A 23049-nucleotide genomic window follows, 5' to 3' on the forward strand; every position below is an offset into this window, starting at 1 on the left:
AAACAACACGACGTGCCGTCCCTGCCGCAGAACCACCGACATCATGCCTGAACAGTGAAAACGCAACGATCACATTCGGAAAGACAACGGCTTCTAAAGCCGCGGAGCCGACCGGACCCGGCCATGAGTCGTTTCTCCTGAGCGGGCTCGCCATCCGTAGCGCGGGCCGGCGGACCGGGGCGGAGCGGGGCGGAGACAGGAGCGGCGGCCCGGGGAGCCGGGCCGCGCGGTGAGCGGTAGCGAGCCGCCTTGAAGTCGTAGAGAAAGTTGTTACGCATGGGGCTCACATGCTGGTGTCTTGTCTCGGTTGATGCTTGACGTTGTGGCCTCACTTGATGCTTGACACCGCTTGCCTCGGGTTGGCTGTGCGCCTGGATTGGGCGTATGGGGAGGGCCGGGGCCGTGCTGGTGGAGTTGAGCGTGGTCGAGCAGCGGTATCACGCGGTGATGGAGGTCGCCGCGGGGGTTCCGGTCACTCAAGTCGCGGCCTGGTATGGGGTGTCGAGGCAGTCGGTGCACTCCTGGGTGCGCAAGTACGAGAAGGCGGGTCTGCCGGGGTTGGCGGACCGGTCGCACCGTCCGGTCTCGTGTCCGCACCGGATCGGCGGGGAGGTGGAAGCGGTGGTGTGTGAGCTGCGGCGCCGGCATCCCGGCTGGGGTCCGCGCCGGCTGGTGCACGAGTTGGAGCGGCGGGGCATCACGCCGGTGCCCTCGCGGGCGACGGTCTATCGGGTCTTGGTGCGCAACGGTCTGGTCGAGCCGGGGGTCCGTAAGCGGCGCCGGTCGGATTACCGCAGGTGGGAGCGGTCTGCGGCGATGGAGTTGTGGCAGATGGACATCGTCGGCGGCATCCTGCTGGAGGGTGGCGGCGAGTGCAAGATGGTCACCGGGATCGACGACCACTCACGGTTCATGGTGATCGCCAAGGTGGTCGAGCGGGCCACCGCCCGCGCGGTCTGCCGGGCCTTCGGAGAAGCCCTGCTGCGGTTCGGAGTGCCGGAAGAGGTGCTGACGGACAACGGCAAGCAGTTCACCGCACGGTTCGGCCACGGGCGGCCCGGGGAGACGATGTTCGACCGGATCTGCCGGGAGAACGGCATCACCCACCGCCTTACCAAGCCGCAGTCCCCGACCACGACCGGGAAGATCGAGCGGTTCCATCAGACGCTCAGACGCGAGCTCCTCGACGGTCGTGGCCCGTTCGAGAACCTCGCGACCGCGCAGGCAGCGGTGGATGCCTGGCTGGAGGACTACAACCGGATGCGGCCGCATCAGGCCCTGGACATGGCCGTCCCGGCCAGCCGGTTCGCCCCGAAGGAACAAGCAGAGCAGACCACGCTGCCGGTGGTGCTGCCCGCCCGCCTCGACCTGGTCACTCCTGCGGCTCCGCCTCCGTCGCCGCAGCCCGAATCGGCGCCGGTGTCCTGGCCGTTGGCCGACGGCGAGACCGGCGCGATCGAGGTGGAACGGCTGGTGCCTGCGTCGGGGAACCTGAGCCTTCGAGGGCAGCAGATCTGGTTCGGCCCGGCCCTGGCCGGCACCTCGGTCACGTTGCGGATCGATGTGAACCGGCTGCACGTGCTGATCGGCGGAGCACGGCACAAGACGCTGCCCTCGAAGCTGTCCGGCAGGGACCTCAAAGCCCTGCTGGCCAGTGGCGATGCCCGCCCGGCCGGGCCCTGGCCCGACGATCCCGGCCCAGCCGACGACTCCGCAAACGCGGTGGAGGTGGATCGCACCGTCAACGCGGTCGGCTACGTCGGTCTGGGCGGCGACAAGGTCCTGATCGGCTGGCCGTTCGCCGGACAACGCGTCACCCTGCGGCTCGACGGGCGGATCCTGCAAGTCCTCGACGAACAGCGGGTCCTCAAGGCCACCCTGCCCAGCCCGCTGCCACCCTCGGCCTGCAGCCGTCTGCAAGGCGGCCGTGCGGCCGGGCCACCCCCGCTGCTGCCGCCACCAGGCGAGCAGATCGCCGAGCGCACCGTCAGCAGCACCGGCGGCTTCATGGTCGCCGGACAACGCATCCAGCTCGGCCGCGGCCATGCCCGCCAGATCGTCACCGCCCACCTGGACGAGACCAGCATCCGCATCTTCCAGGGCACCGAACTGATCACCACCGTCCCCCGCATCACCAGAAAGGAGGTAGTCGTCCGCAGCTCCGGCGAACACAACCGCCGAAAGATCGTCTAGGACAGACGTCAAGCATCACCGGGCGCCAACCCGTCAACCATCAACTGAGACTCGACAGGGCTCACATACCGGTGTCTGCCTGCTTCGGCGGTGGGAGGTAGGGCACTGGTGTGACCGTCCAAGTTGCGTGCGTCGTGCCCTGCTTCAGCGTGAGCGTGTGGGCCTGGCCCTTCGACAGTTCGCGGGTCGTCTCGGCTTGGCCGTGGTCGATCCAGGCGCGGGCCTGGCGGTAGGGCTCCTCGTCCATGCTGATCGCGATCATCATCAGTGAGGCCGTGAGCCAGCGCAGTGCCTCGCCTGTGCTGTAGGCGTCGAAGGTGCCTAGCCGGTGCTCGTCGACGTGGCACTCGCAGTGAAACCAACGCGGTTCCGGGGGAGTTCGCTGGCTCATTGGTGCCGCTCCCGCGTGGTCGGCCTCAGGCTGGCCGCCGGCCGGGGTTCTGGCTCTGTGGTGCCGGGGTCCAACTCGACCATGACCGTGTAGCCCTCGTCGTCTCCGCTTACTTCCATCCGTCGCCCGAGTGCCGAGACGAGAGTGAGTCCGCGGCCGTGGGCGTCCCCTTCTGCCGCAGCTACTTCGTGGGGTTTCGTCCGGCCGCCGCCGACATCGGTGACTGCCAGGACGACCGATCCCGGTGTGCGGAAGAGCGAGACGCGCATGCTTCCGCTGGCCGCTCCGCTGGCGGAGTGCAGGAGGGCGTTCGTGCTCAGCTCGCTCACGATCAGTGCGGCCTCTTCCGCACATCTGCTGTCGCCGAGTACGTCTCTCGTCCAGCGGCGGACACGGCCGACCTCTTCGGGAAGTCCTGGGCAGGTGAGTTCCCAGATTCGACGTCTACTCGTATACTCGTCCATACAAGTTCCTTTATGCTGGTGGCCGCCATGGGTAGTGGGTTTGAGCTAGACGAGTCTCACGCCGTCATGCGCGCGCACGGCCGGCGGCGATGCGGCGTCGAGAGCGTCCAGGACGCGGATCGCGTAAGCCTCGTCGGCGAGTTCGTTGACCTCGGCGCGGGTGGCCCAGCGGAGGGCGTAGGTCTCGTCGCCGGTGGTCGGTGTGCCGTCTGTGGCGTTGCAGCGGAAGACGAGCGAGACGATCAGGCCCGTCATGTTCTTGTACACGCCGGTGAGGGTGGCGGGGAGAGCGATCTTGATTCCCGTCTCTTCCAGGACCTCGCGCTGAAGCGCTTCGGGGATCGTCTCCCCGGGCTCAAGGACTCCGCCGGGTGGCTCCCATTGGCCGTTGTCTCGGCGCTGGATGAGCAGGGCGCGGCCCTCGTCGTTGACGATGACTCCGGCGACGCTCACGGAGTGGGGGCGCTCTGCGCTACTCACGGTCCTCGGTCCCCTCGGCTGGCTAGGCTCTCCACCGTAGCAACCGCACTCAGCCTCTCGTCTAGATATCCAGAGGAGTACGCACATGGCGCCCGTTCCGTCCGGTGTTCTCGGGGCTGTCGACCCCACCAGCGACCGTGCCGTCTTCCGGCAGATCGCCGACCAACTCCGGGAGGCCATCGACAGGGGCCGCTTCAAGGAGGGTTCCAAGCTGCCGTCCGAGGCGGAGCTTGTCGAGCACTTCGGTGTCTCCCGGATGACCGTTCGTAACTCGATCGGGGTTCTCCAGAGTGAGGGGCTGATCTCCGCCGAGCATGGCAAGGGTGTCTTCGTCCGGCCTCGGCCTCCGGTGCGGCGGCTCGCGTCCGACCGCTTCGCGCGTCGGCACCGCGATCAGGGCAAGTCGGCGTTCATCGTGGAGGCGGACGCGGCGGGCTCCCGGCCAGAGGTGGACAGCCTGGAGGTGAAGGAGGAGAAGCCGAGTCGCGACATCTCCGCCCGCCTGGGCTCGCCGCGCAAGGTCCTCGCTCGCCGCCGGCGGTACCTGCTCGATGGCCGCCCCGTCGAGTTCGCCGTCTCGTACCTCCCTCTCGACCTGGCGCGTGGTACGCGCATCGCCGAGCCGAACCCCGGCCCCGGCGGCATCTATGCCCGGCTGGAGGAGGCGGGGCATCGGCTCGACCACTTCGACGAGGAGGTACGGGCCCGGATGCCCTCCCCGGGGGAGGCGAAGCTGCTGCGGCTGGCTTCTGGTGTGCCGGTGATCCACCTGGTGCGGACCGCGTACGACACCGAAGGGCGTGCTGTCGAAGTCTGCGACACCGTGATGGCCGCCGACGCCTACGTGCTCGCGTACCAACTGCCAGCAACCTGAGCTGACTTCGGAGGTCTCGATGCCGACAGGTGCGTCTTCCCGGACTCGTACACACCGAGAGGCATACTCGTATAGACGAGTGGGCAAGCTGTGTGTCACAGTGGTTCGCATCCCCGACGCCGAGCCTCGGTTCGGCTAGGTGGACTTGTATAGACGACTAGGTGTCATGACGAAGAAGGAGAAGCACCTTGCGCACCATCCGAGTGGAGACCTCCGCCGCCACCATCCTCCTGACCGAAGCCCCCGAGCCGAAGGTCCGCGACCGCCAGACCGGCGAGATCGCCAAGGACGCCACCAGCGGCGAGACGCTGATGAAGGTCGGCGTCGTCTACATCGACGAGGGCGAGTCCTCGCTGATCCACGTGACCGTTCCCGAGAGCGGCGTGAGCGAGGGACTTGCCCTCGGTGCTCCCGTCGCGCTCCCCGGCCTCGTTGCCCGCCCGTGGGAGTCGGTGTTCAACGGGCAGCAGCGCCACGGGATCGCCTACCGCGCCGCCGCCGTCACCCTGGGCGTCGTACCTGCCGGAGCGGCAGCCTGATGGCCGACCTGTCGACGCTGATAGAGGTGGGCGGCCCGATAGCCGGGCTCGGAGGCGGGGTCGCCTACCTGCGGGCCCGGCACCCGGCGGCCTACTGGTCCACGCTCGGGATGCCGCTGTCCTCTGTGCGGCTGCTGGGCTCGTACGGCTCGGTCATGGAGTCGTGCGGTCTGACCGTCGAGCCGTCACGCTTCCGCGCTCTGGCTGTACGGGCGGCTACGCGGCGCGAAGTACGGCCCGTGCCGCCCCGCCGAGGGTTGCTCCGGCCCACCTCGACCGGGCTGCGCGTTCGTCTCCGGCTCGCCCCAGGGCAGGAGCCCGCTGACCTGGCCGCCTCCGCTGAACGGCTTCGGCACGCCTGGGGCGTTCACTCCGTCTACGTACGGGAGATCAAACCCGGCGTCGTCGAACTGCGGCTCGTTGGCTTCGACGTGCTCCGCCGCGTACGGATGCCGCGCAAGGCGGGCGGCAGCTTCCTCCGGGTGCCCGTGGCGCTAAGGGAAGACGCGACCGCGTTCTTACGGGACTTCCGCGCCATCCCGCACGAACTCGTGCTCGGCGCGACCCTCTCCGGCAAGTCCATGTACCTGCGCCACCTGCTCACCGGCCTCGCCGGTCAGCGGGTCGCGCTCGCTGGAATCGACTGCAAACGTGGCGTCGAGCTGGCGCCCTTCGCGCCCCGGCTCTCCGCCCTCGCCACCGACCCGGACCAGGCGGCCGAGCTGCTGCCCGCGCTCGTACGTGAGATGGAAGACCGCTACGACCTGATCAGGGCCCGGCAGGGCATCGCCCCGTCGACTCCGGACGAGGACATCACCTCGGACGTGTGGGGCCTGCCGGAGAGCGAACGGCCCGTGCCGATCGTGCTGTTCGTCGATGAGATCGCCGAACTCTTCCTCGTCGCGACGAGGAAGGACGAGGAACGGCGCGACGAGATGGTCACCCATCTCATTCGCCTCGCCCAGCTCGGCCGCGCCGCCGGCATCTACCTGGAGGTCTGCGGCCAGCGCTTCGGCGCCGAGCTGGGCAAGGGCGCCACCATGCTCCGCGCCCAGCTCTCGGGCCGCGTGTGCCACCGCGTGAACGACGAACCGTCCGCCAAGATGGCCCTCGGCGACATCGCCCCCGAAGCGGTCGGCGCCGCCTGCGCCATCGCGCCCGACCGGCCCGGCCTGGCCGTCGCCGGTGATACGTCCGGCGGCTGGTCCCGCATCCGCACGCCGTACCTCTCGCTGGCCGACGCCGCCGCCCGCTGCCGGGAAACCGCCGACTTGGTGCCCGAGCTGCCCGCGCTGAAGCCCTTCCTCCCCGACGTTCCAGTGAGCGACTGACCTCCACTCCCAACCCGGCTGGCGCGACCGATTCGCGCCGCGTCCCTACCCCTCCCATGCCTGAAACCGGAAGGAGACGACCCGTGCGCGACCGACTCGCCCGCGTCGACCCGGTGCTCGTACAGGCGGTCATCGCCGCCGCGTTGTCCTTCGCGCACCTTCACGACGTGGCGTCGGCCGCGGGACAGGACGGCTGGAAGGCATGGGCCTATCCAGTCTCCGTCGACCTGCTCCTCGTCGCCGCCTGGCGGCGCCTGCGCTCCGGACGGGACAAGGCGGCGGCCTGGTGCTGGTTCCTCATCGCCCTGGCCGCCTCGCTCGGCGCCAACATCGCGACGGCCGGAGTGCTCGACCTGAACGACGTCCCAGACTGGCTCCGCATCCTCGTCGCCGGATGGCCGGCGCTCGCCTTCCTCGGCGGAACGCTCCTGGCGCACAGCCCGGCCCCGAAGCCCGTGCTCGACGAAGCCGCACCGGAACCGGCGCCCGTCGCCGAAGCACCGGCCACCTCCGAGCTGCCCGCCGCGCCCGTACCGGCCGCCCTCATCGAGCACGCCCGCAAGGTTGCCGCCGCCCACGAATCCCGCACCGGTACGCGCATCGACCCCGACACCCTCCGCGCCCGCCTCGGCGTCCCCGCACCCCTCGCCGACCGCATCGCCGCCCAACTCACCTGACCCGAGAGGAGAACCCCATGCCGCTCAACCGCCGCTTCCGCCGCGTGATCCGTATCGGCCCGGTCCAGGTCGGCACCGCCCCCGACGAACGGGGCCGCGACAAGCACACCGCCGCCTGCACCGCCCCGCGCTGTGGCTTCTCCGCCGACTACAACTCACGCGCCGCCGCCGAACTCGCCGCCCGTACGCACCGCTGCCCGGTGCGCTGAAGGGAGCACGTACCCCATGAACCTCGACCTGCCCCTCGTCGTCGTCCTCGGCCTCATCGCCTGGGGAGCTGTGAAGTTCCTCGGCGTCCGGGTCTGGATCGTCGTCGTGATCACCCTCTTCGGCTTCTACCTCGCCGACACCTTCATGGCCCCCGCCATCGACCACGGCACCCGCAACGGGGTCGAGGTCGTCAACGGCACCAACGACTGAGAGGAGCACCAACCATGCTGTTCAAGCCCGAGCTGCCCTCGAACTCGCACACCCCGGTCGCAGCGCCTCGCGCACACGAACACGCCGTCTGCTCCTGCCAGCACGCGCCGCGCCGCGCACTGCCCACCGTGAGCACGGGCGCCGTCATCACCGTCCTCGTCGGCGGTGTCGTCCTCACCGCGCTCCTGGCCGCCGTCGCGGTCTCGGCCGTGGCCGTCGCCGTGGCCGCCGTGGTCCTGCGCTCGCTCCTCAAGGACCGGACCCACCAACGCTGAACGGCGACCGGGGTGGCCCGATACCGCCAAGCATCCGCCGCCCCGGCCGCCTGCCCCTTCTCGACGAAGCCGAAAAGGAGACAGTCATCATCACCCGCCACAACCCCGCCCCGCTCGCCGAACTTGCCTCCCTCGCGCAAGGCGGCTCCCTGCCCTCCCTCGCACGACAGCTCTCCGGCCTGGGTGGCTGCACCAACCCCGTACGCCTGGCCGGTCACCGCACCGAACACCGCGTCGACACGACAACCGGCGAAATCGGCCCGGCACTCCGCCGCCTCGACTCCGCCGCACTGCCCGCCGGTGACCTCCTCGTCCGCTGCGGCAACCGCCGCACCACCCGATGCCCCGCCTGCGCCGAGACCTACCGCCGCGACACCTTCCACCTCATCACCGCCGGACTCCGCGGCGGCAAAGGCACCCCCGAAGGAGTCACCTCACACCCCCGCGTCTTCGCCACCTTCACCGCCCCGAGCTTCGGCCCCGTCCACAACCGCCCCGGCACCCGCCCCTGCCGCTGCGGGCGCCACCACACACCCGACGACCCCACCCTCGGCACCCCACTGAACCCCGACCGCTACGACTACGAAACCGCCGTCCTCTGGAATGCCCACGCGGGCATGCTCTGGCGCCGCTTCACCATCCATCTCCGCCGCGAGATCGCCCGCCGCGCCGGACTCACCCAACGCGCCTTCCCGCAGCACGCCCGCGTCTCCTTCGCGAAAGTCGCCGAGTATCAGAAGCGCGGCGCCGTCCACTTCCACGCCGTCGTACGCCTCGACGGCCCGGCCGGCGGCAACACCCCACCCCCGCACTGGGCAAGCTCCGAGCTGCTGACCGACGCCATCCAGGCGGCGGCCTCCCGTGCCGTCGTCCCCGGCCCGGTCCTCGACGGCCGAACCCACACCTTCGCGTTCGGTCCCCAGCTCGACATCCGCACCATCCACGGCCAGGACCTCGACGGCGGCCAGGCCCTCACCGACCGGGCGGTCGCCGCGTACATCGCGAAGTACGCCACCAAAGGCGCCGAGACAGCGACAGGAACGTTAGATCGCCCGTTGCGCTTCGTCGCCGAGCTCGGTCACCTCGACCTTCCCCCGCACGCCGAACGCCTCATCCGCACCGCTTGGGCCCTCGGCGCCCGCAGAGACCTCGCCCACCTCCGCCTGCGCGCCTGGGCGCACATGCTCGGATTCCGCGGCCACTTCTCCACCAAGACCCGCCGCTACTCCACCACCCTCGGCGCCCTGCGCGCCGCCCGCGCCGAATGGCGCCGCCTGCACGCCGCCATCGCCCGCGGCGACAACCCACAGCCTGTGGACGGCCCCGACGACGAAAGCACCCTCGTCCTCGCCCACTGGACCTTCACCGGCACTGGCCTCACTCCCGCCGAAGCCTGGCTATCCGCCTCCCTCGCCCCGGAAGGAGCCAACTCCCGATGAGAACCGCGACGATCAAACCCAAGTGGCACACCACGGCCGAAGTAGCCGCCATGCTCGGCTTCGGCCTGTCCAAGACGAAGATGCTCGTTCTCACGGGCGAGATCCGCTCCGTCAAGGTCGGCCGTAACCGCCGCATCCTCCCTGCCTGGGTCGACGAGTACGTGAACCGCTGCGCCGAGGAAGCCGAGAGGTGGACGGCATGAGCGGCAAGCGCGCCAACGGCGAGGGCTCCATCTACCCGTACAAGAACGGGTACGCGGCCTACGTCTGGGTCACCAAGCCGGACGGCAAGCGGGCCCGGAAGTACGTGTACGGCAAGACGCGCGCCCTGGTCCACGAGAAGTGGCTCAAGGCTCACGCCGACGCCAAGAAAGGCCCTGTCGCCACCCGGCACCGCACCGTCGCGGCCTTCCTCGACTACTGGCTTGAGTCGATCGTGAAGCCCAACCTCGCTCCTCTGTCCTACGTCTCGTACGAGGGCTACGTGCGGCTCTACATCACCCCGCACCTGGGCGGGAAACGGCTCGACAAGCTGACCGTCCGCGACGTGCGCGAGTGGCTGACCAAGCTGGCGACGATCTGCCAGTGCTGCGCGCAGGGCAAGGACACAAGGCGTAAGCCTTCGCGTCGGCGCTGCTGCGCGATCGGGGAGTGCTGCGAGTCGTACCCGTCCCGCCGGGTGATCCAGGCGTCACGCGACGCTCTGCGGGCCGCGCTGACGCACGCCGTCGCCGAGGAGGAGATCGGCAAGAACGTCGCGTCGCTCGTGAAGGTGCCCAAGCCGCGCCGCCGCCGGATCAAGCCGTGGTCCGTCGCCGAAGCCGGCCGCTTCCTCACCGATGCCGCCGCCCGCGACGACCACCTCTTCGCTGCCTGGGTCCTCGTCCTGTGCCTCGGCCTGCGCCGCGGTGAGGTGCTGGGCCTGACGTGGAAGTCCGTGGACCTCGACACCGGGGAGCTGTACGTGGATCACCAGATTCAGCGGGCCGGGCGCCTGATCCTTCACCGCGAGACCAAGACGGAGGACTCGGACGACTTCCTGCCTCTGCCCGCGCTGTGCGTCAAGGCCCTTCGGATGCGTCACGCGCAGCAGACCGGCGACCGGAAGGCGGCCGGGGAGCTGTGGCAGGACAGCCACGGGCTCATCTTCACAACCAAGTACGGCACCCCCATCGAGCCCGGGAACCTCACCCGCATGTTCGCCCTCCGCGCCCGCCGCGCCGGCCTCCGCGTCATCCCGCTGCGGAACACCCGGCACACATGCAGCTCGCTCCTGGTCGCCCTCAAGGTCCACCCGAAGGTGGCGCAGCGGATCCTTCGGCACTCACAGATCGCCATGACGATGGAGGTCTACGCCGAGGCGAGTGACGAAGCGGTACGGGCCGCGATCGGGCAACTGTCGGACGCCATGGGCGGTACCGGCTGACGCTGTTGCTGTACTTCGCTGCTGTACGGGCATGAGAAAAGCCCCGCAGATGTCGTCTGCGGGGCTTCTACCTGTGCGCGCTCGGCAGGATTCGAACCTGCAACCTTCTGATCCGTAGTCAGATGCTCTATCCGTTAAGCTACGAGCGCCCGCTTTCGGGCATTGGCGGCCCGGCTGCGTTGCGGGCCCAACTTTACATGACCCTCCGCGCCAGGTGAAATCCGATTCCCGCACCCCCGCCGACCTGCGGAAAGCCGTCGTCCCCCGGGCATGCAGAGAGCCCGCGCCGTACGGCACGGGCTCGCTGGTCGGGTGGCGGAGGCGGAGGGATTTGAACCCTCGATGGGGGGTAAACCCCAAACCGCATTAGCAGTGCGGCGCCATAGACCAGACTAGGCGACGCCTCCCGCACATCTGCCGGTCAAGCAGGTGTGTGCAGATGATGGCACAGGCGGCGGGGCCGCTGCCAATCGCACCTACCGTACCGGTCACCGTGCCGTGGGGGCAAAGGGCTTGCCGGGGTGCGGGGTCGGGGCGAAGGGGAGGAGGCGGGGCGGAGCGGGCATAGCATCGGTGTACGGGCCGTTTCGGTTCGTAGGCCAGTGGTCACGATGAGACAGCACGCTGGGAGGCGCACGATGGCGTCCGTCCGCCGGAAGGTCCGCGGCGCCCGCGTGAGCATCTGGCTCACCGGGCGGGCGAACGTGCGGCGCAGGGGGTACGCGCCTGCCGCGGGGGAGGCCGGGCTGGATCTGGGGAAGATCGTCGCGGCCACCGTGCGGTTGCTCGACGCCGAGGGGCTGGGGCGGCTGTCGATGCGGCGGCTCGCCGCCGAGCTGGGCGTCACGGCCATGTCCGTCTACTGGTACGTCGACACCAAGGACGAACTCCTGGAGCTGGCCCTCGACCACGCCTACGCCGAGCTGGACCTCCCCGCCGAGGACGGCGGTGACTGGGCCGCGCAGCTCCGGCAGCTCGCGCACGAGCACCGGCGCATCCTCGTCGCCCACCCCTGGGTCTCGCGGCTCGCCGGGGAGTATCTGAACGTCGGGCCGCACGCCATGGCCTGCGTCGCCGCCGCGCAGCGCGCGATGCGGCGGGCCGGGTTGCCGGAGGAGTGCCTGACGGGCGGGCTGTCGCTGCTCTTTCCGTTCTCGTACGGGTTCGGGGGCGTGGGCGGGCGCCTGGCGGAGCTGGGCGAGGACTACGGCGCGTTCGTACGGGCTCTGCGGGAGCAGCCCGAGTGCGTGCGGCCGCCCGCCGCGCGCTCTCCGGTGCCGGACCAGCCGGTGCCCGAAGGCCCCGAAGCGCCCGAAGCCCTCGAAGCGCCCGAAGCGCCCGAAGCCCCCGACCTCCCCGTCCTCCCCGCGCACGAGCAGCGTGACCGCGACTTCGCCTTCGCCCTCGAGTGCGTCCTCGCCGGCATGGCCGCCATGCGCGACCGCGTCGCCGAGCAGGTGCGGCCGACCATCACCCCCGCGTGAGTTCCTCGACCCGCCGCTCCGCCGTCGCCGTCTGCTGCAGGCCGCTGCGCGTCCGCAGCGCGACCTCCTTGACGCACGCCACCATCACGAACGCCAGCAGCGCCGCCGGCGCCGCGTAGAGGAAGATGTCCGCCAGCCCGTGCCCGTACGAGCTCTCCACCACCGTCCGCACCGGCACCGGCAGCTCCGCGAGGTTCGGGATCGCCGTGCCGTCGCCGCCCGCCTCGCCCGCGGCGCGGGCCGGCGGGATGCCGAGGTCGTGGAGGCCGTCGCGCATGTAGCCGGTGATGCGGCCGCCGAGGATCGCGCCGAGGGCGGAGACGCCGACCGCGCCGCCGAGGGAGCGGAAGAACGCGACCGCCGAGCTGGCGGCGCCGAGGTCGGCGGGGTCGACCTGGTTCTGGGTGCAGAGCACCAGGTTCTGCATCATCATGCCGATGCCCGTGCCGAGCGCGGCCATGTAGAGCGCGATGTGCCAGTACGGGGTGTCGTAGCGCATGGTGCCCAGCAGGCTGAGCCCCGAGGTGAGCAGCAGCCCGCCGGCGACGAGCCAGACCTTCCAGCGGCCGGTACGGGTGATGACCCACCCCGAGATCGTCGACGACAGGAAGATCCCCATGATCATGGGGATGGTCAGCAGGCCCGACTTCGTCGGGCTCTCGCCGCGCGCGAGCTGGAAGTACTGGCTGAGGAAGACCGTCGCGCCGAACATCGCGATGCCGACGAAGAGGGAGGCGAGCGAGGCGAGGGTGAGGGTGCGGTTGCGGAAGAGGCGTAGCGGGAGGACCGGCTCCGGCACCCAGGTCTCGACCCACAGGAACGCCAGCCCCAGTGCGACCGCGCCGCCGGTCATCGCGAACGTCTGCCAGGACAGCCACGCGTACGACTCGCCCGCCAGCGTGACCCAGATCAGCAGCAGCGAGACGGACGCGCTCATCAGCATCGCGCCGCGCCAGTCGATCGACACCTTCCGGCGCACCACCGGCAGCCGCAGGGTCTTCTGGAGTACGACGAGCGCGAGGACCGCGAACGGGATGCCGACGTAGAAGCACCAGCGCCAGCCCAGCCAGCTGGTGTCGGTGATCACGCCGCCGAGGATCGGGCCGCCGACGGTGGCGACGGCGAAGGTGGCGCCGAGGTAGCCGCTGTAGCGGCCGCGTTCGCGCGGGGAGATCATCGCGGCGAGGATGATCTGCGCGAGCGCGCTGAGGCCGCCGACGCCGATGCCCTGGACGACGCGGCAGGCGATGAGCATGCCCGTGCTCTGGCTGAGGCCGGCGACGACCGAGCCGGCGACGTAGATCACGAGGGCCGACTGGACCAGGAACTTCTTGCTCGCGAGGTCGGCGAGCTTGCCCCAGAGGGGCGTGGAGGCGGTCATCGCGAGCAGGGCGGCGGTGACGACCCAGCTGTACGCGCTCTGCGTGCCGTCGAGGTCCGCGATGATCCGGGGCAGGGCGTTGCTGACGATGGTCGAGGAGAGGATGGCCACGAACATGCCGAGCAGCAGGCCGGAGAGGGCCTCCAGTATCTGCCGGTGGGTCATGCCGGGAGATGCGACTTTAGTTTGTTGCACTAAGCAACAGTATGACGAATGGTTGCCGAAGGCAATCGAAGTCGGGTCGGTGCCGGCGGGGGCGAGCGGAAGGAGGGCTTCCCCCCGCTGACAGGCGTCCGGGGCGTTCGCTAGTGTCCTGCCCCATGGCTCACAATCCGCAAGGTCAACAGCCCGATCCCCACGACGACCCGGCCGGGAGCACCCAGATGTTCCGCGCCTTCGTGGACGAGGGCGGCGGCCCGCAGGCGCGGGGGCCGCAGCAGCCGGCGGCCGCGGCGGCGAGTTCGGGGCCGCGGGTGGGGATGATCATCGGGATCGTCGTCGCGGTGGCGGTGCTGGCGGGAGTGGTCTGGCTCGCGGTCGGGTGAGCCGGGGGACGAGGGCCTGAAGCCGGGGCCGGGGTCTGGATCAGGGGACCCGGGCGCCGAGTTCGCGCTCCCCCGTGCGGAGTCCGCGTCGCGCGCCTCCGTCATTCCTGCTTGCATCGGGGCTTCGCTCCGTAGACGCGGCTTCACGCGCCGTCTACGGGATCCGGGCGTACGGCGTACGAGCTGGGGCCGGCCCCGCGCCGGCCCCGTCGTCAGTCCGCGATCAGCCCTGCCCGGAGCTGCGCGAGCGTCCGCGTCAGCAGCCGCGACACGTGCATCTGCGAGATGCCCACCTCGTCGCCGATCTGGGACTGCGTCATGTTCCCGAAGAACCGCAGCATGATGATCCGCCGCTCCCGCGCCGGGAGTTGAGCCAGCAGCGGCTTCAGCGACTCGCGGTACTCCACGCCCTCCAGCGCCGAGTCCTCGTACCCGAGGCGGTCCGCGAGCGAGCCCTCGCCGCCGTCCTCCTCCGGGGCCGGGGAGTCGAGGGAGCTGGCCGTGTACGCGTTGCCGACGGCGAGGCCGTCGACCACGTCCTCGTCAGACACCCCGAGGTACTGGGCGAGTTCCGGCACGGTCGGCGAGCGGTCGAGCTGCTGCGCGAGGTCGTCGCTCGCCTTGGTGAGCGCCAGCCGCAGCTCCTGGAGCCGGCGCGGGACGCGCACGGACCAGCTCGTGTCCCGGAAGTAGCGCTTGATCTCGCCGATGACCGTGGGCATGGCGAAGGTCGGGAACTCGGTGCCGCGACGGCAGTCGAACCTGTCGATCGCCTTGATCAGTCCGATCGTGCCGACCTGGACGATGTCCTCCATGGGCTCGTTACGGCTGCGGAAGCGGGCCGCGGCGTAGCGCACGAGCGGCAGGTTCAGCTCGATCAGGGTGTCGCGCACGTAGGACCGCTCGGGGCTGTCCCCGGGGGGCAGCTCGGCGAGGCGGAGGAAGAGGGCGCGGGAGAGCGTACGGGTGTCGATGCTGCCGGAGGGGGCGGCATCGGCCTCGACGGGGGCGGCGTCGTCCGCCGGGGCGGCGGGGGCCGGGATGGCCGGGGCGGCGGCGTCGGGCGGATTCTGCGGTGCCGCGGCCCCGAGGGGTGGTGGCGGTGCCGGTGGCGCCGGGGCGTGGCCGGCGGCGGCCGGGTCGGGCGATGGGCCCAGGGACGGGGCCAAGGACGGGTCCAGGGTACGGTCCGGGCCCTGGGCCGTGGCGGCCCGGGCGTCGGGGAAAGCCGCTTGTGCGCCGAGAGGCGCGACTTCGGTGAGCATCTGCGAGCTGCCCAGTTCTGCGGACATGCCACCCCCTTGAGGTCGCGGACGGTTCCAGGCCGCCCCTCCCCTTGCCCCGGCGGGGACCTGGACTCCCGCCGGACCGCCGAGAGAAGCAGCCTCCGACTGACTTACCGGGTGCCGGGGCATGCCAAACACCGTTCCAGCAGAATGTCACAAGTCGGCAACGCGCTGTAGCGCCAAGTCGACATATACGCGCAGATGCGGAGCGTGTGCGTCAGGGATGACCTCGAAGAGTCCTACCCGATCCGGTTAGGAATCGATCCGGTTTGCGGATCGCAGTCGTGCGAAGCTGCGGGACAGCAGCCGGGACACGTGCATCTGGGACAGCCCGAGCTCGGCGCTGATCTGCGACTGGGTCATGTTGCGGTAGTAGCGCAGCATGAGGATGCGCTGTTCGCGCTCCGGCAGTTGGACGAGGAGGTGGCGTACGAGGTCGCGGTGCTCGACGCCGGCCAGGGCCGGGTCCTCGTACCCGAGCCGGTCCAGCAGGCCCGGCATGCCGTCGCCCTCCTGGGCGGCTTCGAGGGAGGTGGCGTAGTACGAGCGGCCGGCCTCGCGGCAGGCCCGCACCTCCTCCTCGCCGATCTTCAGATGCGCGGCGATCTCGGCGGTGGTGGGCGCGCGGCCGTGCCGTACGGTCAGGTCCTCGGTGGCGCCGCTGACCTGGGCCCACAGCTCGTGCAGCCGGCGGGGGACGTGGACGGTGCGCACGTTGTCCCTGAAGTAACGTTTGATCTCGCCGATCACGGTGGGCATGGCGAAGGTCGGGAACTGCACGCCGCGGGCCGGGTCGAAGCGGTCGATGGCGTGGATGAGGCCGATGGTGCCGACCTGGAGGACGTCCTCCATGGGCTCGTTGCGGCTGCGGAAGCGGGCGGCGGCGTAGCGCACGAGGGGGAGATTGGCCTCGATCAGCGCGGTACGGACGCGGGTGTGCTCGGGGGTGCCGGGTTCGAGCGCGGTGAGTTCGGCGAAGAGCGCGCGGGTGAGGGCGCGGGAGTCGGGTTTACGGGGGGCTTCGGGGTCGCCGGATCCGGCTGATGCGCCGGAGCCGCCGGGGGCGGGATCGGGGTCGGCCGCCGCCGCGGGATCGGCGGGGGCGGCCGGAGGGCCGGGGGCGGCCGACGCGGGGCCGGGGGCGGCCGTGGCTGCCGTCGTGGCGGCGGGGGCCGGGCCGGGGGGTGGGGGCGAGGCAGGGCTGGAGGCGGGAGGGCAGGGGACCGGCGGGGCCGTACGAGCGGACAACGGCTGCACCACACCACCACCCCTTCGCGACCACGTGACGTACGACCGGCGCCGCGGCCCGTAGCGCAGACGAGCCCGGCCAAATCGGGAAAAGCGGTCATAGCATCACAAGAGATGCGCACTCTGTGCAAGCACCGTAATTTGCCGTGTTGGCGGCCAGTTGGCCGCCGCCGCGCGCCGCGGGCGGGGGCCGTTCGGCCAGGCAGGAGGGCTGATCCCGTACGGGCGTACGGGGCCGATTGCGTGGTCGGCGATCACCCGGCCGGGCAGCCGCCGCGGGCCGACGGCCCCGGGCGGACGGCGCCCCGCGTCACTCCGAGGAGGAGGCGTCGTCGAGCAGGTCGGACATCACGTCGCCGATGGCTTTGGCGAGCTCCGATATCCACTCGAAGACGACCTGCACGAGGTCGGCCGCCTGCGAGGGGGAGCTGATGATCGAGTAGATGGCGAAGAGCCCGAGGAGCCCCAGCGCTATCTTCTTGTAGTCCACGAGCTCCGATGCCTCCCCTGTGCGGCACACGCCCGTTTCCCGCTCTCTCCCCAGGCGCAGTCGCATGATTCTATCCGCGCTTGGCACCGTACCCAGGTTCTATGGACTAAAGGCCCGGTCAGAGGGGGCTTTTGTGTCTCCCGCCCGCGGCCGTGGGCGGCGCAGCATGGACGGTGAGCCCCCGCTGGGTCCGGCAGGACCCCCGGCGGGCTCGGGGCGGGCCCCCTGCGCGGCCGCCGCGGCTACTCCCCCTCGCTGCGGCGGGTCGTAGGGCCCACCCTCCGCGGGGGGAGGCGGTCGGTTCCCCCCGGGGCCGCCTCCCTCTCCGCAGGCCGGCCCCGGCGCACCTGTCCGCCGCCGAACTCGCTGCTGCAGGTCGACTGCTGGTCCGCCGACCCGACGATGCCTGACAGGGATCACCCGCCGTGGCAGACGACGCCTCACCGAAGCCCTTATCGCCCCTCGGCGTCGTCGACTCGACGGTGTCGCACTCGGCGCGGATCTGGAACTACTGGCTCGGCGGCAAGGGCGCCTACGACGTCGACCGCCGTGTCGGCGACGAGATCCTGGCCTACGTACCGGAGTTGATCCGCTCCGCCCGCGCGGACCGCCACTTCCTCACCCGCGCGGTCCACTACCTGGCCGCCGAAGCGGGCGTACGGCAGTTCCTCGACATCGGCACCGGCCTGCCGTGGCCACCACCCACGAGGTCGCCCAGCGCGTCGCGCCTAAGTCCCGCATCGCCTACGTGGACAAAGACCCGCTCGTCCGACGGCGAGGCCATGACGGGCGCCGTCGACTACTGGAACTCCCAGGGCACCGCACCCATGCGGCTGCGTACCCGCGACGAGTCGGCGTGCCTCTTCGACCGCGTGACGCTGGTCGAGCCGGGCGTGGTGTCCTGCTCCCGCTGGCGCCCCCGGGAGGACGCCGAACCGGGCCGCATCGCGGACGTCACCCATGTCTGCGGCGTCGGCGTGAAGCGCTGACCGGCGTACGCGGCGAGGGCTGAGGCAACCTCGGCCGACGGCCCACTGCCCCGCCTGCCGCCGGACGGCCCGGTGCCGGGACCTTCGACAGGGGCGCGGCCCGCTATGCGCCGGACTCCGGATCCCACCGCCCACCGGCGTGCCGGGCGAGTGCGGTGACCAAGGCGTGGTGCTGCGGCTCGGAGAGCGGGCCGAGGATGCACAGCGGCCGGCGCTCGTTCCGGGCCCGGGGCGGCCGGAGGTGGGCCGGCCCGGCGGGGGGCGAGAAGCCGGCCGGCCGGCTGCCGGCCCCGTACTCGATCTGGAGCGCGCTGTAGCGGGGGCCTCCGGGGAACTCCGTCACGTATCCCAGCGTGCAGGCTCCGACCCGGCTCCAGGCGTACGTCCGGCGACCCGCGGGCCCGTCGGAGGGCGTGGCACGGCGCCGGTCGGTGGTGGTGATGCCGTCCGCGTCGATCCGGAGTGACCAGGGGGCGGTGTGCCGAACGGACCGGTGGTGCCGCGACCAGGCGCCGGTCCGCCTGACGAGCCATTGGCCGTACAGGACGGTCAGCGGAACGGTCGGGACGGCGAGCCACGCCAGCACTTCGCCGTCCGAGTTGAGCTGCCCCTGGTCGAGCCACATGAACGTCATCGGGATCAGCAGACCGAGCGCCGCCAGGGTGAGGACCGCAAAGGCCGCCCAGTGCCACGTCCGCGGCGGTCGGCGACGGTACGTCACGTAGCTGGAAAGGGGTTCCCGGCCGGTCCACCTGACCTCGAACGCATCGCCCCCGCCCGCGCCGGCACCGGTCTCTGCCGTCCCGTACCGCTCCGGGAGCCGGGCGGTGACGACGCGGCGCACCGCGGGCGGGACCAGGCGCTTGGTGCCGGGTTCTCCGCCGGTGGTGGCGGCTCCGGGGGAACGGAGGCGCTTCATGCGTTCGTGGACCGCCGAGGCCGACTGGGGCCGCCGCTCCGGATCGCGTTGCAGCAGGTCGGCGACGAGCGCTTCGACCGGTTCCGGGACGTCCGGGCGCAGGTCGCGCAACCGGCGGGGCTCCTCGTTGAGTTTGCGGTGGATGACAGAGAGCGCGCCGCCCTCCCCGAACGGGGGCTCGCCGGTGAGCAGGGCGAAGAGGACGCCTCCCAGGGCGTAGAGGTCGGAGCGGTGGTCACCGCGCTCGTCCAGGAACTGTTCGGGCGCTCCGTACAGTGCGGTGCCGACCGGGGAGAGCGCCGACGTGGGGACGACGGTGAAGGTGTGGCTGTGGGTGAACCCGGCGATGCCGAAGTCCACGACCTTCACCCGGCCGTCGGGGGTGAGCATGACGTTGGACGGCTTGATGTCGTAGTGGACGACATCGGCGAGGTGGGCGGCGACCAGGGCGGCACAGATCTCCTGGGCGATCTCCAGGGCCCGTGCCGGCGGCAGCGGGGCGTGCTCGCGGATGTGCCGGGCGAGCGTGACGCCGTCCACGTGCTCCATCACCAGGAACTGGAGACTGTCGTGGACACCCCGGTCATAGAGAGAGACCACGTTGGGGTGGTTGATCTGGGCGGCGGCGATGGCCTCCCGCTCGAATCGGTGCAACAGGTCGGGTGCGGCGTCGTCGCGGACCAGGAGCTTGACGGCCACGTCGCGGTGGAGGTCGCGGTCGCGCGCAGACCACACCTCGCCCATGCCGCCCCGGCCCAGCCGCTCCCGCATTTCGTACTTGCCCGCTATGCGCGTGCCGCGCTCCATCCCTGCCTCCGGTGAGGGGCCGTCGGATCCACCCTAGACGGCCGCCGGCCTCCCCAACCACGCCTGTGGACAAGGCCGGTTCCGGGACCGAAGGGCTGCCCGGACAGACAGACCCGCCGTCTGCCGCGGACCCGCGGACGAGAGGGGGACTCCACCCGCGCGTGCCCGAAACGAGACCCGGAGCAGCACGAAGGGCGGACCTTGTCGGGTCCGCCCTTTCGTCTACCTGCGGTAGCGGTGGGATTTGAACCCACGGTGGAGTTGCCCCCACACTCGCTTTCGAGGCGAGCTCCTTCGGCCGCTCGGACACGCTACCGCCACGCAGCTTAGCCCACCCGCCGCCGTGAGCAGAAATCCTTACGGGTGCGGGCCGTCCGGCGGCGGGGCGGTGCGGAAGAAGGTGGTGAGCAGGGCGGTGGCGGGTGGGGCCAGGACGTGGGGGACGACCTCCGGGCGGTGGTTGAGGCGGCGGTCGCGGAGTACGTCCCAGAGGGAGCCCGCCGCGCCCGTCTTGGGGTCACGGGCGGCGTAGACGACGCGGTCGACGCGGGCGAGGACCGCGGCGCCCGCGCACATCGTGCACGGCTCCAGCGTGACGACCAGCGTGCAGCCCGTCAGCCGCCAGCCGCCCAGCTCCGCCGCCGCCGCCCGCAGCGCCAGGATCTCCGCGTGCGCGGTGGGGTCGCCCGTCGCCTCCCTCTCGTTCCGGGCGCGGGCCAGGATCCTGCCCGTGGGCGGTGCCTCGATCAGCGAGGCGTACGAGTCCCCGGACGCGTCCACCGGGCCCACGACCACCGCGCCCACCGGCACGTCGCCCGTCTCCAGGGCGCGCTCCGCCTCCGCCAGGGCCGCGCGCATCGGCGGTGCCCACAGCTCCTCGTACGGGCCGCTCTCCCCTTCTCCGCCGGGCTCGCTCAGCGGACCGCCTCCAGGACGTCCGCCGCGCCGAGCATGTCGGCGATCTCGTTGACCGCGTCGCTCTGCAGCGCCAGCAACTGCTTCTCCGAGACCCCGAGGTCCTCCAGCAGCTCCGTGTCGCCCACCGGGCCCGCCGGCGTGCCGGGCGGGGCGTCCGGGTCGGCGCCGGCGTCCGCGCCGGAGCCGCCGGCGGGGTCCGGCTCGCCGTCCTCGGTGCCGTCCAGGTCCGTGAGGCTGTCCAGGGCGCTGTCGTCCTCGGGCTCCTGGCCGAGCAGCTCGGGGGTGAGCAGGATCTCCCCGTACGCGCTGCGCGCGGCTCCCGCGGCGTTCGAGACGAAGACACGCGGGTCGTCCTCGCCGTCTATACGGATGACGCCGTACCAGATGCCCTCCTGCTCGAGCAGCACCAGCACGGTCTCGTCGTCGTCGGCCGTCGCCTCGCGGGCGAGGTCGGCCAGGTCGTCCAGCGTCTCCACGTCGTCGAGCTCTGTATCGCTCGCTTCCCACCCGTCTTCGGTGCGCGCGAGCAGTGCGGCGAAGTACACCGTGACTCTCCCACTGGTCCTAGGTGTGCCGGGCCGGGTGGTCGAGCTTGCCTGCTCTCTCCCCCCGACCAGGGGCGGGGGACCCGCCCTCACCGGAATCGTGACAGAAACCTGCGCTGTCTGCGGGGTCTTCCGCTGTGCGTCGTGAATTGGGCCGCCGCACGGCCCCCGTTCCGCCGCTCATCGGCCGTCTACCAGCGAAAGGTGCGCATGCGGTGGACTTGCCGGCGCCGCGCCGCCCGGGCGCGCCGCGGCTGGACGCGCGCCCGCAGCGCCTCGGCTTCGTGCAGGTCGCGCAGGAAGGCGGCGCGGCGCCGGCCGCGGTCGTCGGTGGTCTCGGCCAGCGGATCACCGCTGCGCAGATCACGATCCGGCATCATGCACCTCCAGCGTCCGGGCGGGCCGGGGGACATATCCACCTTGCACCCGGTTGGCGGTTGTGTAGGAACCGCGGCCCGTTTCTCCACGCGTACCCCCCGGCCCCCACGGGTATCCGTGCCCGGCGGGGTCTCGGATAGATTCGGGAGCATGCGGATTCACGTGGTCGACCACCCCCTGGTGGCGCACAAGCTCACCACGCTGCGCGACGAGCGCACGGACTCTCCCACCTTCCGGCGGCTGGCCGACGAGCTCGTCACGCTCCTCGCGTACGAGGCGACGCGCGACGTCCGCACCGAACAGGTCGACGTGCGCACCCCCGTCGCGCAGACCACCGGTGTGCGGCTGGCCCGGCCCAAGCCGCTCATCGTGCCGATCCTGCGCGCCGGGCTCGGCATGCTCGACGGCATGATGCGGGTGCTGCCGACGGCGGAGGCGGGCTTCCTCGGGCTCATACGCGACGAGGAGACCCTCCAGCCCAGCACGTACGCGAACCGGCTGCCGGAGGATCTCTCCGGCCGGCAGGTCTACGTCCTGGACCCGATGCTGGCCACCGGCGGCACCCTGGTCGCGTCGATCCGGGAGCTGATCCGGCGGGGCGCGGACGACGTCACGGCGATCTGCCTGCTGGCGGCGCCGGAGGGGACGGACGCGGTGGAGCACGAGCTGGCGGGCGCGCCGGTGACGGTGGTCACGGCGGCGATGGACGAGCGGCTGAACGAGGCGGGGTACATCGTGCCGGGCCTCGGCGACGCCGGCGACCGGATGTACGGGACCGCCTAGCGGCGGGCCCGGCCGGGGGCCGCCGGGCCGGCAGGCGCCGGATCAGCGACCGCCCGGTCCGCGGGGCCCTCCGCCGCGGGCGTCCTCACTCGCACGCCCCCGGCTTCGCCTTCGCCGGGGCCGTCAGCGCCTTCAGCGCCGCCTTCGCCTCCGCCGGCTCGGTCAGCCCGCGGAACTCGTCGCCGATGATCAGGTCGACCACCGCGCCCTCGCGCTCGACCGCCTTCGGCTCCGCCTGCGCCAGTTGTGTGCCGAGCACCTTCAGTTCGCCGTCCACGGTCCCCGGGGCGCCGAGCAGGACGCCCTCGCCGCGTACCTTCTTGTCGTACGCCGCGGGCGCGTTGTCCACCTTGCCGATCTTGAAGCCGCGCTTCTTGAGCTCGTCGGCGGTCTTCTGCGCGAGGCCGGTCCTGGCCGTGGCGTTCAGCACGTTGACCTCGACCCGGCCCGGGGCGGGAAGCTCGGCCGGCTTCTCGCCGGGACCGCGCTCGGGTCTCTTGCCCTCGCCGGACTTCGCGCCGGTGTCCCCGGCGCCGCAGTCGCCGGGCGTACGGGCCTGCGCCGCCTTCTCCTCGTCCTCGCCGCCGCCCGTGAAGGCGTCGACGAGTTGGAGCGTCCCCCAGCCGACCACCGCGACCGCGAGCACGGCACCGAGCAGGGCGAGCACTCTCCGGCGCCGGCGGCCTCGCCGCATACGCGGATATTTGGTGCCCTTGATGCGGTACGGCCCGCCCATCTCGGGGGGCGTCAGCATGCTCATGGCGGCA

Annotated in this window: 25 protein-coding genes, 3 tRNA genes and 2 pseudogenes; 15 read left to right on the plus strand and 15 right to left on the minus strand. The window is 71.4% G+C overall.

Annotation, left to right across the window (positions count from 1 at the left end):
* The first annotated feature begins 414 nt into the window (after positions 1-414).
* A complete protein-coding gene (locus FB457_RS28460; RefSeq protein WP_145783800.1) occupies positions 415-2193 on the plus strand; it encodes an IS481 family transposase in 1779 nt (592 codons plus the stop codon).
* 61 nt (positions 2194-2254) lie between these two features.
* Here the strand turns inward: FB457_RS28460 and FB457_RS28465 are convergent, their stop codons facing one another.
* The 3 genes from FB457_RS28465 to FB457_RS28475 are packed head-to-tail and all read right to left on the minus strand — an operon-like array spanning position 2255 to position 3501.
* Positions 2255-2584 carry a hypothetical protein gene (locus tag FB457_RS28465; protein WP_047016677.1) on the minus strand — a complete coding sequence of 110 codons (330 nt, stop codon included), beginning with the start codon at positions 2582-2584 and terminating at the stop codon, positions 2255-2257.
* Entirely contained in the window at positions 2581-3048 is a 468-nt protein-coding gene (locus tag FB457_RS28470) for an ATP-binding protein (RefSeq protein ID WP_078898314.1), read from the minus strand. The genes FB457_RS28465 and FB457_RS28470 overlap by 4 nt, the downstream gene beginning before the upstream one ends.
* A gap of 45 nt (positions 3049-3093) precedes the next feature.
* Positions 3094-3501 (minus strand): NUDIX hydrolase, encoded by a 408-nt coding sequence (locus FB457_RS28475; protein WP_047016676.1) that lies wholly within the window; start codon positions 3499-3501, stop codon positions 3094-3096.
* Positions 3502-3613: 112 nt separating this feature from the next.
* Between FB457_RS28475 and FB457_RS28480 the strand changes: the two genes are divergently transcribed.
* The 10 genes from FB457_RS28480 to FB457_RS28525 all read left to right on the plus strand — a co-directional run bounded on the left by FB457_RS28480 (position 3614) and on the right by FB457_RS28525 (position 10509).
* Positions 3614-4402, plus strand: coding sequence for a GntR family transcriptional regulator (locus FB457_RS28480; protein WP_047016675.1), 789 nt, complete (start codon positions 3614-3616; stop codon positions 4400-4402).
* A gap of 188 nt (positions 4403-4590) precedes the next feature.
* Complete coding sequence (locus FB457_RS28485; protein WP_026276764.1) at positions 4591-4941, plus strand: SCO3933 family regulatory protein; 351 nt, start codon at positions 4591-4593, stop codon at positions 4939-4941.
* Positions 4941-6272 (plus strand): FtsK/SpoIIIE domain-containing protein, encoded by a 1332-nt coding sequence (locus FB457_RS28490; protein WP_047016674.1) that lies wholly within the window; start codon positions 4941-4943, stop codon positions 6270-6272. Before FB457_RS28485 ends, FB457_RS28490 begins: the two co-directional genes overlap by 1 nt.
* Positions 6273-6355: 83 nt before the next feature.
* The gene (locus tag FB457_RS28495; RefSeq protein ID WP_047016673.1) at positions 6356-6949 is read left to right on the plus strand and encodes a DUF2637 domain-containing protein; all 594 of its coding nucleotides are present in this window, start codon (positions 6356-6358) and stop codon (positions 6947-6949) included.
* Between the two features lie 17 nt (positions 6950-6966).
* Positions 6967-7158 carry a mobile element transfer protein gene (locus FB457_RS28500; RefSeq protein WP_047016672.1) on the plus strand — a complete coding sequence of 64 codons (192 nt, stop codon included), beginning with the start codon at positions 6967-6969 and terminating at the stop codon, positions 7156-7158.
* Between the two features lie 16 nt (positions 7159-7174).
* Complete coding sequence (locus FB457_RS28505; protein WP_047016671.1) at positions 7175-7369, plus strand: hypothetical protein; 195 nt, start codon at positions 7175-7177, stop codon at positions 7367-7369.
* Between the two features lie 14 nt (positions 7370-7383).
* The gene (locus FB457_RS28510; RefSeq protein WP_107086121.1) at positions 7384-7644 is read left to right on the plus strand and encodes a SpdD protein; all 261 of its coding nucleotides are present in this window, start codon (positions 7384-7386) and stop codon (positions 7642-7644) included.
* 149 nt (positions 7645-7793) lie between these two features.
* Complete coding sequence (locus FB457_RS28515; protein WP_145783722.1) at positions 7794-9083, plus strand: replication initiator; 1290 nt, start codon at positions 7794-7796, stop codon at positions 9081-9083.
* Positions 9080-9286 carry an excisionase family DNA-binding protein gene (locus tag FB457_RS28520; RefSeq protein WP_018841172.1) on the plus strand — a complete coding sequence of 69 codons (207 nt, stop codon included), beginning with the start codon at positions 9080-9082 and terminating at the stop codon, positions 9284-9286. Before FB457_RS28515 ends, FB457_RS28520 begins: the two co-directional genes overlap by 4 nt.
* Positions 9283-10509: a site-specific integrase gene (locus FB457_RS28525; protein ID WP_145783723.1), complete on the plus strand. Its 1227-nt coding sequence runs from the start codon at positions 9283-9285 to the stop codon at positions 10507-10509. The genes FB457_RS28520 and FB457_RS28525 overlap by 4 nt, the downstream gene beginning before the upstream one ends.
* A 76-nt stretch (positions 10510-10585) precedes the next feature.
* Here the strand turns inward: FB457_RS28525 and FB457_RS28530 are convergent.
* Together FB457_RS28530 and FB457_RS28535 are read right to left on the minus strand one after the other, a co-directional pair.
* Positions 10586-10658 (minus strand) — tRNA-Arg (locus FB457_RS28530).
* A 164-nt stretch (positions 10659-10822) separates the two neighbouring features.
* Positions 10823-10916: transfer RNA gene (locus tag FB457_RS28535), tRNA-Ser, on the minus strand.
* A gap of 231 nt (positions 10917-11147) precedes the next feature.
* Here FB457_RS28535 and FB457_RS28540 point away from each other — a divergent pair.
* Entirely contained in the window at positions 11148-11993 is an 846-nt protein-coding gene (locus FB457_RS28540; protein WP_047016668.1) for a TetR/AcrR family transcriptional regulator, read from the plus strand.
* A gap of 16 nt (positions 11994-12009) precedes the next feature.
* On the opposite strand, the pseudogene FB457_RS28545 reads toward FB457_RS28540, so the two are convergent.
* A pseudogene (locus FB457_RS28545) lies at positions 12010-13539 on the minus strand (MDR family MFS transporter); the annotation flags it as partial.
* A gap of 155 nt (positions 13540-13694) precedes the next feature.
* Here FB457_RS28545 and FB457_RS28550 point away from each other — a divergent pair.
* Positions 13695-13919, plus strand: a complete 225-nt coding sequence (locus FB457_RS28550) for a hypothetical protein (protein WP_047016666.1) — start codon at positions 13695-13697, stop codon at positions 13917-13919.
* A gap of 212 nt (positions 13920-14131) precedes the next feature.
* Here FB457_RS28550 and FB457_RS28555 read toward each other — a convergent pair whose 3' ends face one another.
* The 3 genes from FB457_RS28555 to FB457_RS28570 form a co-directional block, all read right to left on the minus strand.
* Positions 14132-15211, minus strand: coding sequence for an RNA polymerase sigma factor SigF (locus FB457_RS28555; RefSeq protein ID WP_173534857.1), 1080 nt, complete (start codon positions 15209-15211; stop codon positions 14132-14134).
* Positions 15212-15457: 246 nt separating this feature from the next.
* Positions 15458-16465: an RNA polymerase sigma factor SigF gene (locus FB457_RS28565; RefSeq protein WP_078898312.1), complete on the minus strand. Its 1008-nt coding sequence runs from the start codon at positions 16463-16465 to the stop codon at positions 15458-15460.
* Between the two features lie 298 nt (positions 16466-16763).
* The gene (locus FB457_RS28570) at positions 16764-16943 is read right to left on the minus strand and encodes a hypothetical protein (RefSeq protein ID WP_047016665.1); all 180 of its coding nucleotides are present in this window, start codon (positions 16941-16943) and stop codon (positions 16764-16766) included.
* A 425-nt stretch (positions 16944-17368) separates the two neighbouring features.
* On the opposite strand from FB457_RS28570, the pseudogene FB457_RS28575 reads away from it, so the two are divergent.
* Positions 17369-17932 (plus strand): annotated as a pseudogene (locus FB457_RS28575) (SAM-dependent methyltransferase).
* A 103-nt stretch (positions 17933-18035) separates the two neighbouring features.
* Here FB457_RS28575 and FB457_RS28580 read toward each other — a convergent pair.
* From FB457_RS28580 to FB457_RS28600, 5 genes are all read right to left on the minus strand, one after another.
* Positions 18036-19658: a protein kinase domain-containing protein gene (locus FB457_RS28580; protein WP_145783726.1), complete on the minus strand. Its 1623-nt coding sequence runs from the start codon at positions 19656-19658 to the stop codon at positions 18036-18038.
* A gap of 229 nt (positions 19659-19887) precedes the next feature.
* A tRNA-Ser gene (locus FB457_RS28585) sits at positions 19888-19974 on the minus strand.
* Positions 19975-20015: 41 nt separating this feature from the next.
* Positions 20016-20516 carry a nucleoside deaminase gene (locus FB457_RS28590; RefSeq protein ID WP_047016664.1) on the minus strand — a complete coding sequence of 167 codons (501 nt, stop codon included), beginning with the start codon at positions 20514-20516 and terminating at the stop codon, positions 20016-20018.
* A gap of 56 nt (positions 20517-20572) precedes the next feature.
* On the minus strand, positions 20573-21121 hold the full coding sequence (locus tag FB457_RS28595) for a tRNA adenosine deaminase-associated protein (RefSeq protein WP_145783727.1): 549 nt from the start codon (positions 21119-21121) through the stop codon (positions 20573-20575).
* 191 nt (positions 21122-21312) lie between these two features.
* Positions 21313-21501, minus strand: a complete 189-nt coding sequence (locus tag FB457_RS28600; protein WP_253911302.1) for a hypothetical protein — start codon at positions 21499-21501, stop codon at positions 21313-21315.
* A gap of 148 nt (positions 21502-21649) precedes the next feature.
* On the opposite strand from FB457_RS28600, the gene upp reads away from it, so the two are divergent.
* Complete coding sequence (gene upp, locus FB457_RS28605; RefSeq protein WP_047016662.1) at positions 21650-22282, plus strand: uracil phosphoribosyltransferase; 633 nt, start codon at positions 21650-21652, stop codon at positions 22280-22282.
* 85 nt (positions 22283-22367) lie between these two features.
* Here the strand turns inward: upp and FB457_RS28610 are convergent, their stop codons facing one another.
* A complete protein-coding gene (locus FB457_RS28610) occupies positions 22368-23036 on the minus strand; it encodes a LytR C-terminal domain-containing protein (RefSeq protein WP_145783802.1) in 669 nt (222 codons plus the stop codon).
* Positions 23037-23049 lie beyond the last annotated feature (13 nt).

It is taken from the genome of Streptomyces sp. CNZ287, assembly GCF_007827615.1.